Annotated in this window: 17 protein-coding genes and 1 pseudogene; 17 read left to right on the top strand and 1 reads right to left on the bottom strand. The window is 35.7% G+C overall.

Annotation, left to right across the window (positions count from 1 at the left end):
- Positions 1-211: 211 nt before the first annotated feature.
- From IEX12_RS12345 to IEX12_RS12410, 15 genes are all read left to right on the top strand, one after another.
- Positions 212-2,263: an HsdM family class I SAM-dependent methyltransferase gene (locus IEX12_RS12345; RefSeq protein ID WP_188725266.1), complete on the top strand. Its 2,052-nt coding sequence runs from the start codon at positions 212-214 to the stop codon at positions 2,261-2,263.
- Positions 2,247-3,329, top strand: coding sequence for a restriction endonuclease subunit S (locus IEX12_RS12350; RefSeq protein ID WP_188725267.1), 1,083 nt, complete (start codon positions 2,247-2,249; stop codon positions 3,327-3,329). Before IEX12_RS12345 ends, IEX12_RS12350 begins: the two co-directional genes overlap by 17 nt.
- Before the next feature lie 287 nt (positions 3,330-3,616).
- Complete coding sequence (locus tag IEX12_RS12355; protein WP_188725268.1) at positions 3,617-4,057, top strand: hypothetical protein; 441 nt, start codon at positions 3,617-3,619, stop codon at positions 4,055-4,057.
- Positions 4,057-4,254, top strand: a complete 198-nt coding sequence (locus IEX12_RS12360) for a hypothetical protein (protein ID WP_286171125.1) — start codon at positions 4,057-4,059, stop codon at positions 4,252-4,254. Before IEX12_RS12355 ends, IEX12_RS12360 begins: the two co-directional genes overlap by 1 nt.
- Positions 4,254-4,466, top strand: coding sequence for a hypothetical protein (locus IEX12_RS12365; RefSeq protein ID WP_188725269.1), 213 nt, complete (start codon positions 4,254-4,256; stop codon positions 4,464-4,466). The genes IEX12_RS12360 and IEX12_RS12365 overlap by 1 nt, the downstream gene beginning before the upstream one ends.
- Positions 4,467-4,558: 92 nt before the next feature.
- The gene (locus IEX12_RS12370) at positions 4,559-5,077 is read left to right on the top strand and encodes an HGGxSTG domain-containing protein (RefSeq protein WP_188725270.1); all 519 of its coding nucleotides are present in this window, start codon (positions 4,559-4,561) and stop codon (positions 5,075-5,077) included.
- A gap of 272 nt (positions 5,078-5,349) precedes the next feature.
- Positions 5,350-6,495 carry a phage/plasmid replication protein, II/X family gene (locus tag IEX12_RS12375; protein ID WP_188725271.1) on the top strand — a complete coding sequence of 382 codons (1,146 nt, stop codon included), beginning with the start codon at positions 5,350-5,352 and terminating at the stop codon, positions 6,493-6,495.
- A gap of 130 nt (positions 6,496-6,625) precedes the next feature.
- Entirely contained in the window at positions 6,626-7,423 is a 798-nt protein-coding gene (locus tag IEX12_RS12380; RefSeq protein ID WP_188725272.1) for a recombinase family protein, read from the top strand.
- A 1-nt stretch (position 7,424) separates the two neighbouring features.
- Complete coding sequence (locus IEX12_RS23465) at positions 7,425-7,553, top strand: hypothetical protein (RefSeq protein ID WP_286171126.1); 129 nt, start codon at positions 7,425-7,427, stop codon at positions 7,551-7,553.
- A 41-nt stretch (positions 7,554-7,594) separates the two neighbouring features.
- Positions 7,595-9,133, top strand: coding sequence for a recombinase family protein (locus IEX12_RS12385; RefSeq protein WP_188725273.1), 1,539 nt, complete (start codon positions 7,595-7,597; stop codon positions 9,131-9,133).
- 208 nt (positions 9,134-9,341) lie between these two features.
- Positions 9,342-9,713 (top strand): DUF956 family protein, encoded by a 372-nt coding sequence (locus tag IEX12_RS12390; protein ID WP_088051585.1) that lies wholly within the window; start codon positions 9,342-9,344, stop codon positions 9,711-9,713.
- Between the two features lie 451 nt (positions 9,714-10,164).
- Complete coding sequence (locus IEX12_RS12395; protein ID WP_088051584.1) at positions 10,165-11,133, top strand: mannose/fructose/sorbose PTS transporter subunit IIA; 969 nt, start codon at positions 10,165-10,167, stop codon at positions 11,131-11,133.
- A 33-nt stretch (positions 11,134-11,166) separates the two neighbouring features.
- Entirely contained in the window at positions 11,167-11,973 is an 807-nt protein-coding gene (locus IEX12_RS12400) for a PTS mannose/fructose/sorbose transporter subunit IIC (protein WP_088051583.1), read from the top strand.
- Positions 11,974-11,993: 20 nt separating this feature from the next.
- Entirely contained in the window at positions 11,994-12,905 is a 912-nt protein-coding gene (locus IEX12_RS12405) for a PTS system mannose/fructose/sorbose family transporter subunit IID (protein WP_088051582.1), read from the top strand.
- 240 nt (positions 12,906-13,145) lie between these two features.
- Positions 13,146-14,162 carry an oxidoreductase gene (locus IEX12_RS12410; protein ID WP_088051581.1) on the top strand — a complete coding sequence of 339 codons (1,017 nt, stop codon included), beginning with the start codon at positions 13,146-13,148 and terminating at the stop codon, positions 14,160-14,162.
- A gap of 35 nt (positions 14,163-14,197) precedes the next feature.
- Here the strand turns inward: IEX12_RS12410 and IEX12_RS23470 are convergent.
- Positions 14,198-14,390: pseudogene (locus IEX12_RS23470) on the bottom strand (hypothetical protein); the annotation flags it as partial.
- 129 nt (positions 14,391-14,519) lie between these two features.
- Between IEX12_RS23470 and IEX12_RS12415 the strand changes: the two are divergent.
- Positions 14,520-14,717: a hypothetical protein gene (locus IEX12_RS12415; protein WP_088051580.1), complete on the top strand. Its 198-nt coding sequence runs from the start codon at positions 14,520-14,522 to the stop codon at positions 14,715-14,717.
- A 366-nt stretch (positions 14,718-15,083) separates the two neighbouring features.
- Positions 15,084-16,016: an L-lactate dehydrogenase gene (locus tag IEX12_RS12420; protein ID WP_088051579.1), complete on the top strand. Its 933-nt coding sequence runs from the start codon at positions 15,084-15,086 to the stop codon at positions 16,014-16,016.
- The last annotated feature ends 171 nt before the right edge of the window (positions 16,017-16,187 follow it).

The following is a 16,187-nucleotide window of genomic DNA, read 5'->3' on the forward strand; positions in this document are numbered from 1 at the left end:
AATTTAGATTTACTTAATTGAAACACCGTTAGAGAATATCCAAACAAGGTATTTAATCACAAATATACGAAAAAAGCAAATTAATAATTGATTATACCTCAAATTTAAAATATGATATAGGTGGAATACTTTTATATGATGTTGAAGAATTAATTTTGATTGTGATATTATTAAGGGTTGCCGAAAATACATAAGTTTTAGAGGTGTAATCATGAGTGAAGAATTAATACAAACTGAACCTGTAAAAATAGGAAGATATTTATATTATAAGTTGGGTAATACGACATTAAATCAGCTTAAAAAGTCGAATATTATTAGTAAGCAGAAGAAAAATTTGATGAATAAGAAACCTGACGGCTTAATCGTGCTTCCAGGTGGTAATGTAAAGGCAGTTATTGAATATAAAACTGCTGAGGAATTAAGTACTCCTAAACAGATTCAAAAAGCTATAGATCAGGAAATAGACGTCGCAAAATTGCTATGTAAAATATTGATTGTTACTGATGGAAATAAGAGTTTCTGGATAAATGCTTTGAACGGTAAAGAAATATTCAAAAATGGCGATCCTATCTCAATTGTATTTAACAGTAAAAACCTTATATCAGGTAATATTACTTCTGAGGAAAAGGTGGACTTGGAGAACTTAATAGATCAAGCAGAATATTCTTTAAATGAAACCAACAACAACATTATGGAACCAGAAGTTCTAGACCCAACGCCTCTAGCAAAAGAAGTATGGCAGAAAATATGGATCAATACTGGCAAAGAACCGGAAAAGTGTTTATATAACGTGGTAGAAATATTTGTGTTCAAGTTTTTAAGTGACATACGTGTTTTAAAATCTAACAACAATTTTCAGAGCGTATATCAATTAAAAGAAGAATTCTCTAATGAAGAAGCATTAAAGCACTATGCTGATAGGTGTAGAAAAGATATACAAGAAATGTTTCCCAAGGGGGAAGATGGTACCACAGTTATTAATGGTACCATCTTTGTGAATGAGAGCGGGGAACCTAATCTTTCACAAGCTACTTTATTTGGGCAAGTATTAGAAAGTTTCCAGAAATATGATGAAGAAAATGGTTCTTTCAAATATGTAAGAAAAGAATTTAAAACTAGACTATATGAAACATTTTTGAGACAAAGTGCTGGCGTAAAAAAACTAGGGCAATATTTCACACCAAGGAATGTTGTCCAAGCAATGGTTAAGATGTCAAATGCCAGTAATCTTAGAAGTGGAGCTAGAGTATGTGATCCTTTTTGTGGTGTAGGAGGGTTCCTTCTAGAATCAATTTTACTAAATAAAAATATATCTAGAGAGTTTGAACCAAAAAACCAAAAGGTTCAACCTGAAATTTCTCTAGTTGGATATGATAAAGGTACAGATGAAAAAGATGATGAGCGCACAATTATTTTAGCAAAAGCAAATATGCTAATTTATTTTTCTGACTTACTTTCTAGTTACCATTCAGAAGAGTTATTAAAGCAGTTTAGCACTAATGCTTTTAACAAAGTATTCAACTTAATAAGGTCTAATCTAGGTACTTTTGAATTAACTGATGAAGAACCATATGACCTAATAATCACCAATCCGCCATACGTTACCAGTGGTTCTAGTGCTCTGAAAGAAGCTATACAAGGCAGTGAACTAGCTGATTATTATTCAGTTTCAGGCAGAGGAACTGAATCTATTGCTATAGAGTGGATAATTAAAAACCTGAAACCTGGCGGACAGGCACTGGTAATTGTACCTGATGGTCTACTTAATCAGAAATCAATGTTAAAATATATAAAAAATCAATGCATTGTTCAAGGTATAGTATCATTACCAGTTCGAACCTTTTATGCTACACCTAAGAAGACTTATATTTTAATATTAGAGAAAAAACACGATAACCATATGCAAAATGAACCAGTTTTTCTATATTTAGCTAGCGAAATTGGCGAGACTCGAGATACAAAGAGGTTTCCAATAGAAGAAAATGACCTTGAAGAGGCAGTCAAATTATTTAATCTTTTTAAAGCAAATGTAGAGCTTCCGAATTCTTTAAGATTGAAGATAAAAGACTTCGATGATTTTAACAATTATAATCATTGGATGATAGATAGGATGTGGAGTGAAGAAGAAAAGCAAGTGTTAGGTATATCAGAGGAAAAGGAAGAATTATCAGAGGAAGAGTTCTTTTCCTTAGCAGAAGAAATTAGAGAGTTTTTAACAGAATATGTAGTAGGGGGAGATAGTGGTAATGATCAAGAAAACTAAATTAGTTCCATTATCTGAAATCTTCCACTTCCCTGCTATTAGAGGCGTGACCCAAGAATTTATAAGAAATCACGAAGGGAACATACCTGTTTATGGCGGAAGAAAAACTGAAACTCCAATTGGGTTTATAGGTGATGATATACCAGAGGTAACGTACTTTAATAATTGTTTAGGGTGGAACAGAGAAGGTTCAGTAGGTTATGTTTTTTGGCATAAGCATAAATTTACTACAAATGACCATCACAGACCCATGGTTTTAAAAGAGGGTTACCAAAACTCAATTCATCTTGGTTATATGCAAATAATTGTTCAAAAGAAATTACTAAGCTTGGGTTTTGAATGGAGTAAAACTGCTAGCAAGGAAAAAGTCAAAGAGATTGAAGTGGAAATACCAATTAACGATAAGGATAATTTTGATTTTGAAGTTCAAAACGATATATTTCTAAAATATAGAAAAATACATGGGATACAAAACCAGTTGAGTCAATACTATGAGACTTTAAAAGATGCCTATATTATTATTAATGATGAAAGCCCAAAGGCATCGGTTGCGTTATCAGATGAAAAGCTATTTTCTTTAGCTATAGGAAAACGTGTATTAAAGAGAGAAATAATAGATGAGGGTGTGCCTGTTTATAGTGCAAATGTATTTGAACCATTTGGCTTTGTGAAAAAAAGTAGCAATGTAGACTTTTCAACACCTTCTCTTATCTGGGGAATTGATGGAATATTCGATTGGAATTACTTGCCTCAGGATTATCCTTTTTATCCCACTGACCATTGTGGGGTATTGAAAATTTTGGAACCAACTATACTACCTGAATATCTTCTGTATGCACTACGAGCTACCAAAGAAATTTATGGATTTGACAGGACTTACAGAGCTTCCTTAAAGAACATTAAAGAAAATGTTACGGTGGACATACCTATCACTTCTAATGGCGAGTTCGATACTGTTAAACAACAAGAGGTTATTCAAAAATATAAAAAAAATGAAATGATCCGTACTACCTTATGTTCTCAGCTAGAGAAAATGTCCAGTGTAACAGTAGAGTTTGAAAATTAACATATATTATAGGAATGAAGCGTTTAGTGAAGATGTGTTAACAAAAACCAAATATGGTGTTAGTATATTTTTATACAGATAAAACAAGTATATATAATTTTTTCTTGTTTTATCTGTTCTCCTTTGGAACAGATTTACACTATCTGCATTTCTAGTTTGGTTGCCTTGGTAAAGCACCAGACAATACTTAAAAACCTTTTAGAAAACTTATAAGCCTTATCTCGCTTTATTAACTTTTAGCGAGGTAGGGCTTTTTTATTTCAATAATACTCTAGGAGGTTCTATAAATGGCAAAAAAGAAAAATACACTAGGAAAAATTCAAGCAGCAGAACTACAAGTTGAAGCGATTCGAGAAAAAATTGATGCGAATACGAAGCAATATAAGGAACTGTGGAAAAAGCATGTAGAGGCTTTAGAACACGGTGATGTTATAGAAGCTAAACAGTTGGAACACCGTTACTATCACCTTCAAGGTACAGTAGCAAACCAATTAGATCGCGAACGAGTAGAGGCACTTAATAAGCTAGAAGATTTGCAAGGCTATAAAGCACGATTAGAACAAAAGCTACCACGTGAAAAACGCAGTCTAGAACGTAAAAAAGAAGAATTGGAATCTGTAAAGGCGGAAGCAGAAAGTATGATACAACACCAAGAACAGTTAATTGTTAATGCAGAGCAAGTAGTAGCAGACACAGAACAGCAATTAAATGAACTAGGTGAAGAATAATGGCTATGAGTGAAAAGGCTAAAGAAGCTAGACGTAAGTATATGCGTGAGTATTTAAGAAAGTGGCGCCAGAAACCAGAAAACAAAGTTAAAATGCGTGAATATCAAAAACGCTACCGAGAAAGTATAAATGGCTTAGAAAAACAAAAGCAAGCACAAGAAAGGTTTTATCAACGTAAAGCTGAGGAGGAACAGTAATGCCTAAAACAGTTGAACAACTAGAAAAAGAGTTAGAGCAATCAAATGAAGATTTTGAACAAGTAGCAGATATAGCAGAAAGACGCTTGTTATCAGAACTAGCATTTAGAGCATTTCTAAGCAAAAAAGGACTAATAGAGGAATATAAGCAATACGAAAAGCACTTTAAAGAGAACTTTCAAGCATTTTTAGATGGAAAAATAGAAATATGATATTTATTGCATATAGGAAGTGTTGGAGCGATAACTGCTCCCCCTTTATTTGAAAAACGATACTCTATGCGCATGAGGAAGGGGGATAATAAGTGACTAAGAAAAATATTTGCGGTGCTAAAAAGAAAAAGAACGGAGAACCGTGCCAAAATAAAGCTCTTAAAAATGGTCGGTGTAGGTTTCATGGCGGTTTAAGTCGAGGACCAATAGACAAGAAAAAGCATAGTAATAGTCTAAAGGGAAATAAAAATGCAGTAAAAACTGGTGAATATGAAACAATTGCTTATGATACATTGACTGATGAAGAAAAAGAACTGTTTGGCAGTGTACCAGAAGAAGTAGAAAAGCAAGTAAAAGGGCGTTACAAGTTGCTAGAAATACGGACAAGGCGACTAATGCAACGCTATAACGAAGAATTGAGCAAGGAAAAGCCTAATTATAAATTTATTGATCGTTTAGAGGAAGCATTAACACGTATTGACGCTAGAGCATATGAACTTATAAGGGAAAACAGAGAGCTGTCAGCTAAGGAAACTAGCGAAGATACAAGTTCATTAGATGAGTTAGTAGATATTATTTCAAAGGCAAGGGAACAACGTAAACAGGCTTAAATGGTTGAATTTGCAATTTTAGGACTGTGAAGTATAAAACTACTCGCAAATAAAAATAAATACGCAGATGAAGGGACAACCACTTTTAAATGGTTGTTCTTTTTATTTTTTTATATTTTTACTTAAAAAATTCGCAGTTTGTTTTATAAGTCGTATGAAAGCAGAATTCAGATTTTAAAAAAGTGAGGTGAGAATAATGCAATTTGTCCGTTAGTATCACGGTAAAAAACTATGTCAGAACTTAAATAATTAAAAATTCAGGAGGTATATGTATGGCAATTGACACTATTACTCTACGTTCGCCATTTATAAGTGAGAATTTAGCGCATTGTATAGAAAATCAAAGTATCAGAAGACAAGGTTGGAGTATGGAATCGGGTGAGGTTTTGTATTCATTGACTACTGCAAAATTACAAGGTTCATATGATGCTCGTATTTCTGTGAAAATAGAACGTATGCAGAAAGGGTTTGAAAATAATAAACCATATAATAAGCCTTGTCAGCCGTTTATTACTTTGGAATGTAGTGTTCATAAAGCTATGGTAGGTCATAACGTCTATGGCGGAACAGAGGATTTTAAAGCTTCTGTTAGATGGTTGATTGATTTAGTTAGTGAGTTATTAAATCTCGAAATGCCAAGAGCGGAAGATTGGGAAGTTAGAAGAATTGACGTAGCCGAAGTTTTTGAACTTCCTTCGAAAGAAGCTATATTTGAGTGGTTTAATGGTCTTCAAATAGATACAGTAAGCAATAGTCATAATGTTCATAGATATGGTACACATGGTGTTCATGTTAATAAAACCGCTACATGCCTCAAGTTTTACCATAAAGGGACTGAATTTAAAAAGCATGACGCTAAACGTATTAGTCGGTTTCTTTCTTATAATACACAGGTTTTACAGGATAAAGCCGACAAGATACTGCGTGTTGAAGTAGAGCTAAAATCACGTAAATTAAAGCAAGATTTTGGCTTTTATCCAATGGTTGATGACATTAGCCAGGATTATCTTAGAAAGGCTTACAATGAGCAAATTAAAGGGTTTTTAAAAGAAACCGGAAATAATAAGGACTTAGTAAGGACAATAAGTAATGTGCAAGATAGGTTATGGCAAATGTACGGTAAAAAACGGTCAATAAGTCTATTTAGTACATGGTACCAAATGGCAACGTTAGGAGAAGCTTTTGTTAAGAAAAGCTTAAAACCATCTACCTTTTACGAGCACGTAAGATTACTAAAAAAAGCGGGTTGTTCTTGGCATAACGCAAAACCAAATAGTAATAGATCGATGCCAGAAAGTTTTACACCGATTAGAGATAACAAATACAGATTAGATAAAGAGATTCAAGTTATCACGCAAAAATTAAGTAAATACAGATTTTCTTACAACAGTATTAATGACGAAGAAAGCATTATTTAGAAAATCATTCTGCGTTGCATTATAGCTTTAATTTGACCGTTGTAATATCTGGCGGGAAGGTCGTATAGTGTTATTCATGCTAAAAAACGTTACACAAATTAAAGTTTTTGTAACGCAGGAGGTATCTGTAATGGAAAAAGTGGTGGGGTATGTTCGTGTATCTACCAAAGGACAGGTAAAAGACGGTTATAGCTTAGATTATCAAGTAGAAGAAATTAAGAAATTCTGCAATTTAAAGGATTTAGAACTAATTCACATCTATAAGGACAAGGGCATAAGCGGAGCAAAAGTTGATGAAGAAGCAATGACAATTGAACGTGATGGATTACAAGAAATGCTTTCAGATTTAGAACATCTGGACACGACAAAGGTTATTGTATTAAATACTTCAAGACTTTGGCGCTCGGATATTGTAAAGGTGCTGATTCAAAGGGAGTTAAAGAAAAATAAAGTTGACATTAACTCGATAGAACAGCCAAATTACAGCATTTTCAACCACGATCCAAGTGACTTTTTTATTAATGGCATGATGGAGTTGTTAGACCAATATCAAAGGTTAGAAATAACACTGAAGTTAAGCAGAGGTAGAAGACGTAAGGCTCAAAATGGTGGTTATGCTGGTGGAAGAGCAACTTTCGGATATGACGCTAAAAAAGGAAGCAAACAATTAAGGGTCAATAATAAGCAAGCGGAAGTTGTACGTGAACTATATAAGTTGAGAAGCGATTTTCCCAGTTGGTCATTATCAGAGTTGGCGGAAGCTTTAAATGATAAAGGGTACACCACTAGACACAATAAGAGTTTCACGAAAGTACAAGTAAAAAGAATACTCGATAAAGAGGACTTTTATAAAGGTTTTTACAAATACGGACAAGTTACATCAACTGGTCAGCACGTCTCTATATTAGATACCACAAGAGGTGAATAAATTGGAAGACAGAACAAGCACAGTAGTAATACCGACAGAAAAAGAAGTGAAAAAGAACGAAGCCATAAAGTTGTTAGCAGAAATGATTAGAAAATATAGTTTGTCTTTAAATACCAATAAAGAAAGCTAGGGGTGAAAATCCTCTAGCTTTATTCCAAGGGAGAGGTACAAATGAGTAAAGTCGCTGCTATATATACAAGAGTTTCGACAGAAGAGCAAAAAACTGGTTATTCATTAGATGCTCAAGAAAATACATTAAAAGAATATGCAAAAAATAAAGGGTACGAGGTTTATGATGTTTATAGGGATGGTGGATACTCAGGTAAGAATTTTGACCGTCCAGAAGTTCAAAGGATGTTCAAGGATTTAAGCAAGGATAGAGTAGATGTCATTTTAATCTGGAAAGTGGATAGATTATCCCGTAATAATACGGATGTTGTAAATTTGATAGATAATGAGTTAACACCAAATAATAAGAAGTTGGTAGTCACATCAATAGAAATGGATTCGTCTAGTCCAACTGGTTACATGTTTATTTCTTTATTAGGTACGTTTGCTCGTTATGAAAGAGCTACAATAATTGATAGGGTCAATTCAGGAATGAAGCAACGAGCAGAACAAGGGTACTGGAATGGAGGAGTGATTTTAGGGTACAATTCAAAGGATAAAAAATTGGTGGTTAATGAGGAAGAAAGCAAAATAGTAAAAGAGATATTTGAGTTAAGATCAATTGGTAAAGGCTACAAGGTAATAACTAATATACTGAATGGCAAAGGACTTAAAACCAAGAAAGGCAAAGATTTCAGCATAGCTGGTGTAAAAGCAGTATTACACAATCATGTCTATAGAGGTAAACTTGTTTGGAGGAAACATGCAGAGTGGAGCACTAAAAGAAGAAAAGGTAAAACTGACCCAATAATCGTGCAAGGTCATCATGAACCTATTATATCTGAAGAATTATGGAACAAGGTACAAACAGTAAATGAAGCACAAAAGAAATCATTTACCACTAATCGCAATTTTAATGGGAATCTGTTTTTAACTGGTCTTTTAAAGTGTCCTAAATGCGGTGCGGGAACAGTAATGAGTAAAGCTAAAGGGAGAAAAGGCGATTACATATACTACTATATGTGCCAAGCCTTTCACACAAAAGGGAAATCTGTTTGTACTTCCAACTTGATTAAAAAAGAAGTGATAGAACCAAAGGTATTAGAAGTTATTAAGCGAATGATTAACAATAAAGAGTTCATCAACGATTTGATTGGTGAATTAAAAGATAATCAGAACAACGAAAGCAGTATATACACCAAAGATATAAAAATCTATAAGCAACAGTTGCAGAAACTATATGATAAGCGAACTAAACTTGATGAGGACTATTTTAATGACGATATTGAAACTACCACTTATAATCGGTTAATGAACGGCTTACAAGAAAAAATTAATGAAGTTGAACATAGTCTAAGGTCATTAGAAAGCAAACTGGATAGCCATAATGTAGAGTTAGATGAAGAATCAATTATATATACTTTGAAAAATTTTAATGAGTTATTCGACCAAGCGGATGGAAAAGAGAAAAAGCTTTTAATAAGGTCTCTAATAAAAGAAATACATGTTGAGGATAACCGGAAGGATATTAAGAAGATAACCTTCTGGTTTTCTTCTGTAGATGTTTTACCAGCTAATAAAACACGCAGAGCCGTATCATAAGTCAATAAGGTTTGTGTTAACTTTCTTCATCACAGGTTTAACTGAACCAATTGAATTTTCATTCATGTTCATTGCTCAGTTATAAGGAATACATGCACTATTGACAAGTCTCTATGAAGGAATGCTGTAACTTGTCCCAAGTATTTTTTATTTAATTGGTAAAGCGTGTATAATAGTATTATGAAAAGAAAGAAATGGGGTAGATCAAATGGTCCAATCAATCAACACAAAAGTCGATTTAGTTATTGATGCAACCTCACATATAAGAATTTCAGATTATGGTAAGATTATGATTGGAGACAAAGGATTTGAATTCTTCAATAATCGTGATGCTCGTAAGTTTATTCAAATTCCTTGGGAAGAAGTTGATTATGTGATCGCTTCAGTCTTGTTTAAAGGGAAATGGATCCCGCGTTATGCTATCCAAACGAAGCGGAATGGGACATATACATTTTCCTCAAAAGATCCGAAAAAGGTCCTTCGAGCAATTCGTGAATACGTTGATCCGAATCATATGGTCCAATCATTAGGTTTCTTTGATGTCATCAAACGCAATTTCAAGCCTAAATCTAAAAAGTAATAGTTTTACATCCAAGACAGGTTGGAACTTGTCTTTTTTTTGTTGGGACATCTTCATAATTGGTAACGGAGAAACTGTTACGGAGGTGTGAACAAATAACTGTTTTCTTGAAAGAGGAAAACCGGTGTGTTACTCTACTTTATAGAAGCTTATTAAAGTAGTTCGGTTGATGGTTTGTTTAACGCTATTATTAAAGCCTTTTCAAAAAAATAACCATCGCAAATATTTTTTACGTGTTACTGATTCGATCAGGCATGAGTAAAAAGTAGTGATTAAAACGAAGAATGTAGGTCTTTTTATCCCGCCCTGCTTTCATTTAACTCACTAGTCTACTTTTGCTCATGCTTTTTTTATTACGAAATGTAATCGCCTCAGATGAGCTGAAAAAAATACTACTTTAGGAGCTTACCATGTTTATAGAAGCCTTAACAATAATAGAGGAGGTAAAAAGATGGTAGGAATTATCATTGCTAGTCACGGTGAATTTGCAAACGGTATCTTGCAATCTGGTGCGATGATCTTTGGAGAACAAGAAAATGTAAAAGCTGTTACATTGATGCCGAGCGAAGGACCTGATGATGTAAAGGCAAAAATGAAAGAAGCAATCGCTTCTTTCGACAATCAAGACGAAGTATTATTCTTAGTCGATCTTTGGGGTGGAACTCCTTTCAACCAAGCCAACAGCTTGGTGGAAGAACACAAAGATAAATGGGCAATTGTTGCTGGTTTGAACTTGGCAATGTTGATCGAAGCTTATTCATCGCGCTTCTCAATGAACACAGCGCATGAAATTGCTGCTCATATTCTTGGCACAGCTAAAGAAGCGGTTAAAGTAAAACCTGAAGAATTAGAACCAGCAGTTTCTGCAGCAGAAACTGCTCAACCAGCAAGTACAGGTGCTCCTGGTAAATTTGAATATGTGTTAGCGCGTATTGACTCTCGGTTACTTCACGGACAAGTTGCGACATCCTGGACCAAAAATACACTGCCTACACGTATCATCGTTGTGTCTGATGAAGTAGCGAAGGATGAACTTCGTAAGAAATTGATCCAACAGGCTGCTCCTTCAGGTGTAAAAGCACACGTTGTTCCTGTTAATAAAATGATCGAACTTGCTAAAGATGATCAACACTTTGGCGGCCAGCGCGCGTTACTTCTTTTCGAAAACCCGCAAGATGCGCTTAGAGCGGTTGAAGGTGGTGTTCCACTGGAGACAATCAACGTTGGTTCTATGGCACACTCACCTGGTAAAGTTCAACCGAATAAGGTGTTGGCCTTTAGTCAAGATGATATTGATGCTTTTACTAAGTTAAAAGAAGCTGGTTTGAATTTCGATGTACGTAAAGTTCCGAACGATTCACAAGGCGACATGGATGAAATTATTAAAAGGGCTCAAGCGGAGTTAAACAAACAGAAATGATCCTGATTACCAGAAAAAGGAGGATTAATAATTATGGATTTGACTATTATTCAAATAATATTGATTGTTATCGTAGCATTTTTAGCTGGTATGGAAGGCGTATTGGATGAATTCCACTTTCACCAGCCAATCATTGCTTGTACGTTAATCGGCTTGGTTACAGGGGATTTAGCGGCATGCCTTGTTTTAGGTGGTACCTTGCAACTGATAGCTTTAGGTTGGGCAAACATCGGAGCTGCCGTGGCGCCAGATGCTGCATTAGCATCTGTTGCATCTGCAATTATTTTAGTTTTAGGTGGTCAAGGTCAAGCCGGTGTATCTTCCGCAATTGCGATTGCAGTTCCACTTGCAGTTGCAGGTTTATTATTGACAATCGTCGTCCGTACCATTGCAACAGGAATAGTACATTTAATGGATGCTGCAGCGAAAGAAGGGAACTTTAGGAAAATTGAAATGTGGCATGTTATCGCTATCTGCCTGCAGGGGTTACGTATTGCAATTCCAGCTGCATTGATTGTGGCTATCGGTGCAGGTCCGGTTAGAGACATGCTCGAAGCAATGCCGAGCTGGTTGACAGACGGTTTAGCAGTCGGCGGGGGAATGGTAGTAGCCGTTGGTTATGCAATGGTAATTAACATGATGGCAACAAAAGAAGTATGGCCATTTTTTGCAATTGGTTTCGTATTAGCGACTATTCCATCTATCACCCTTGTGGGTCTGGGCGGTATCGGTGTAGCTCTTGCACTTATCTATTTAGCGCTTACTAAACAAGGCGGTTCGGGTAATGGCGGAAACGGAAACACTGGTGATCCATTAGGCGATATTATTGATAACTACTAAAGAAGGAGGAGGACATTAAAATGGCACAAGAATTGAAATTATCAAGAAGAGATCGTATTTCTATTTGGTGGCGTTCCACTTTCATTCAAGGTTCTTGGAACTATGAGCGTATGCAAAACGGTGGTTGGGCATTTTCCATGATCCCCGCAATCAAACGATTATATAAATCAAAAGAAGATCGTGCTGCTGCACTGGAACGTCACTTAGAGTTTTTTAATACCCACCCTTATGTGGCTTCCCCTATTATTGGTGTAACTTTAGCACTTGAAGAAGAACGTGCAAATGGTGTACCGGTTGACAACAAGGCAATTCAAGGGGTTAAAGTCGGAATGATGGGGCCTTTAGCAGGTATCGGGGATCCAATGTTCTGGTTCACGGTTAAACCAATCCTCGGTGCATTAGCGGCTTCTCTTGCTATGACCGGTAACATACTTGGACCAATTCTTTACTTCGTTTTATGGAATATCATTCGTATGGGATTCATGTGGTATACACAAGAACTTGGCTACAAAGCTGGTTCTAAAATTACGGATGACTTATCTGGCGGATTACTTCAGGATATTACAAAAGGTGCAGCAATACTGGGGATGTTCATCCTTGGTTCATTAGTTAACCGTTGGGTATCTGTAGCATTTACACCAACGGTATCTAAAGTTCAACTTGACGAAGGTGCTTATATTGATTGGGATAAATTACCTGCTGGGTCTGAAGGAATTAAATCTGCAATGGAACAGCAAGCTGAGGGCCGATCATTAAGCGAATATGAGGTAACTACTTTACAAGACAACTTGGATAGCTTAATTCCCGGTTTAGCTGGATTGTTGCTAACACTTCTTTGTATGTGGCTGCTTAGGAAGAAAGTTTCTCCAATTGTCATGATACTTGGATTGTTCGTGGTTGGTGTCGTCTTCCACGTTATACACTTGATGTAATAAGTAAAGATACTTACCCGAGCTTTTTTAAAGATTTAATATAAGTCTGTATCTAAATAACGTATATAAATAGAGAAGTGCCTCCTAGTATGATAAATTTATCCATATAAGGAGGTGCTTTTTCAACGATTCAATGAAAGAAGTCGAAGAAAGCCTTTCACTTGGCGTTCGGATAGGTACAGACTGTTTCTTCGGTATTAACAGAAGATATTGCATATAAATACATTTCAGGAGGCTGCTATGCTTACTATCGGTTATATTGGAAATGGGAAAAGTACGAACAGATATCATCTGCCATTCGTACTGCAAAGAGAGAATATAAAGGTAAAAACAATTTATCGAAGAAATCCTGAACATGATAGCTGGGATAGGATTGCAGGAGTAAATTATACTTCTGATTTAGATGAATTATTAAATGACAAGGACATTCAACTCATCGTGGTTTGCACAAGACATGACAGCCACTATGAATACACAAAAATCGTATTAGAACATAATAAAAACTGTTTGGTCGAAAAGCCTTTTATGGAAACATCAAGACAGGCAAAAGAAATATTTGCATTGGCAAAAGAGAAAGGATTAATTGTTCAGGCGTACCAAAATAGACGATTTGATAGTGATTTTTTAACCGTTCAAAAGGTCATTGAAGAAGGAAAAATGGGGGACTTGTTGGAAGTGGAAATGCATTATGACTATTATCGTCCCGAAGTACCTGAGTCTGTTCATTCCTTTGATCCTGCTTCGTCATTTTTATATCAACATGGCTGTCACACACTAGATCAGGTCATCAGCTATTTTGGCAAGCCTGATCATATACATTATGATGTAAGGCAATTATTAGGACAAGGAAGAATGAATGACTATTTCGATTTGGATTTATATTATGGCAGGTTAAAGGTATCTGTAAAATCCAGTTATTTTAGACTTAAAGAAAGACCCAGCTTCGCCGTTTATGGTAAAAACGGGTGTTTTGTGAAACAAACCAAAGATCGTCAGGAAGAACATTTAAAGTTATTTTACATGCCTGATAACAAGGATTTTGGTATAGATACAATAAAACATTATGGTGTACTGACATATATCGATGAAGAAGGTACAATCCGCGAAGAAAAAGTGAAATCCGTAAATGGTGATTATGGCAGAGTATATGATGACTTATATGAAGCCGTCATAAATGGTAAAGATAAAACCATTACAGATGAACAGACACTGCTGCAAATGGAAATATTAGAAACGGGAGTTAAAAACTTAAAGTAAAATGAAAGGCAAGGCTGATTCTGTTATAGACGTTCTTGATACATGCCTTTATTTATGCGTACGACTTTGCGAAGTTCTTCCAAAAGTGAGATAGTGTGTATTTTCTTTTTCATGAATAATGCCCACTTGTACGAGTTGTTCGGCTTCTCTCCGTAAAGCCTGCTTATAAACGAAGTAGCGATTAATGATGCCGTATTTTGGATATTCCCTTAAACCGCTGAAATTCCGATATTAAAAAGCCCAATTTCTTAGTATTATATTAAGAAATTGGGCTTTTTTCAACTACGAAAAGGACCGGGCGGGGTTTGCCCAGTTTTTCTTAAAGATTGCGATATTTTTGGATAGGATTAGCTGCCTGTGTCGGACTTTCCCGTATTCGGGGTAGGTGTTCATTATCCAGGAGATGTCCTTGCAGCAGCAATTCTAGGTATTTTTGCATCTGCAGTTGCTTGCCGATTTGTATCTAAGCTAATTTTAGTCAAGAAACTATTAGGGATTTATGAAAAAGGGGAACAAATCATTTTGCCATCCAAAAAGAAGGCGAGAGGAGCTTAACGAATAGATCGATTCACCAACTAACGGATAAAGTCCCCCTTCCAAGAAAAGAATAAATATTATTTGGATAAAGGGGGAAATTATGTATAATAATTATCTATGTCAACCTATTGGAGAAAAGGTGAGGCAAGTAAAGAGTCAAGGTTACCAACCGGTGTTCAGTGCATACTAATACTCCGAAATTTTCCATGCAACGACTAAGGGGAAAATAATTAGCAGTTGCAGACATTTAAGGAAATGTTGTATAATTAATTTGTGAAATAAATCACATATATTTTATCTTAAAAATAGGTTGGAGTAATTTCCCTTATTTTTGACTCACCTATGTAAATATTATCACAAATAAGTTTTGCTGGAGGGAACAATATGGGTATTACAGTTGGAAACAAAGTAGTTTTAGTTGGAACGGGAGCTGTGGGTTCAAGTTATGTATATGCGTTAATGAATCAAGGTTTATGTGATGAATTGGTGCTTGTGGACGTAAATCAAGAAAAAGCAAAAGGCGATGCGATGGATTTAAATCATGGAGTTGTCTATGCACCTAGTACGATGACGATCAAATATGGTTCTTATGAGGACTGCCAGGATGCTGCAATTGTGGTAATAAGTGCAGGAGCGGCCCAAAAACCAGGAGAAACAAGATTGGATCTCGTAAGCAAAAACATGAAGATATTTGAGTCGATTGTAGGAGACGTTATGAAATCTGGCTTTAATGGCATTTTTCTAGTGGCAACGAACCCAGCAGATATTTTGGCGTATGCTACTTGGAAGTTTTCTGGTCTACCAAAAGAAAGGGTAATAGGATCAGGGACAATATTAGATTCCGCGAGACTGCGTTTTTTATTGGGTAAAGAGTTTAATACGGCACCGACAAGCGTTCATGCTTATATTATTGGTGAACACGGGGATTCACAGTTTCCAGTTTGGAGCGCGGCTAACATTTCTGGAGTATCGATAGCGTCCAGGCTAACAGATGAAAGAAGAGAGGAACTTGCTGTAGAAGTGCGTGATGCAGCCTATAAAATTATTGAATCAAAAGGAGCCACCTTCTACGGAATTGCCATGGGATTGGCTCGGATCACGAAGGCAATTTTAAAAAATGAACAGGTTGCATTACCGGTTGGTGTGTTGTTAGAAGGCGAGTACGGACATCAAAATGTATATATCGGTACGCCTGCTGTTATTGATCGTTCTGGTGTGAAGAATATTGTTGAACTTGACTTGGATGACGTTGAAAAAGAAAAATTTAATCGTTCTGTTGATACGCTTAAAGGTATTCAAGCTCATTATTGGAAATAATGCCAGAATCCTGCTTAAGCGAATTACTACACAGCTAGCAGTAACGTGGAGAACGGTTTAGCGATGCCTTTAAAATCTTATCGTTTTATGTGAAAACACAATTTTTTGATACTCGGGCCTTTGCTTTAGAAAAGAGTTGAAAGGCCCTTTTTAACTGGTTTTGGTTGCTTT

Origin of the sequence: Lentibacillus populi (genome assembly GCA_014642895.1) — a bacterium.
Classification (GTDB): domain Bacteria; phylum Bacillota; class Bacilli; order Bacillales; family Amphibacillaceae; genus Lentibacillus_C; species Lentibacillus_C populi.